Source organism: Pseudomonas sp. FH1, assembly GCF_000510895.2.
Lineage (GTDB): Bacteria > Pseudomonadota > Gammaproteobacteria > Pseudomonadales > Pseudomonadaceae > Aquipseudomonas > Aquipseudomonas azotoformans_A.
Window position 1 is genome coordinate 1 of sequence record NZ_AOHM01000098.1, and the last position, 599, is coordinate 599.

A 599-nucleotide genomic window follows, 5' to 3' on the forward strand; every position below is an offset into this window, starting at 1 on the left:
ATGAAACAGGGCATGCACGACACCCCGACGGGTATGGTGAATACCCTGCGGGTTAGTTGATTAGTGGTCAGCTTGACGTGATGTGTCAGTAGTCCGATGGCAGCAGCACGGTAGTAGTACTCCGGTCAGCTTCGGTGATGATCCACAACCGTGTTTCATCGCCGACGTCGACGTTGTAGCTGGAGAACAACCGCTCCCTGGTGGTCAGGGCGCGTTGGTTGCTGTTCCTGTCTTCGTCGTGCAGTTCACCCCAGTCGCCGGAGAAATGTCGTCGGAGGTAAAGGGTTGGGTCGAGGTATCCGCGCTCCATGAGGTGTTGCACAGATTGGGTAAGTAAAACGCGGCCAGGATCAAATATGACCTTTGGTTGGTTATTGGGGGTAGGCGCTGATACTGGTTTGTCAGGCTCAGGCTGTGGATCCGCCGATGAGCTGATGGTGATGACCTTTCCGAGGTTTGTAGAGTCTGGCGTCATATCCCATGCCCGAATAATGGGCACGAAACGATCTGTCAGGATCCTCACCTCAGAGACGTTGCCGTCCTGGTCTTCAGTGAACTCGGTCTTGCGGACCTTATCTTTGTAGGTGTCGCCCTTGAGT

Annotated in this window: 1 pseudogene; it reads right to left on the reverse strand. The window is 54.6% G+C overall.

Going from position 1 to position 599, the window contains the following annotated elements:
- Positions 1-85: 85 nt before the first annotated feature.
- A pseudogene (locus H096_RS34145) lies at positions 86-599 on the reverse strand (class I SAM-dependent methyltransferase); the annotation flags it as partial.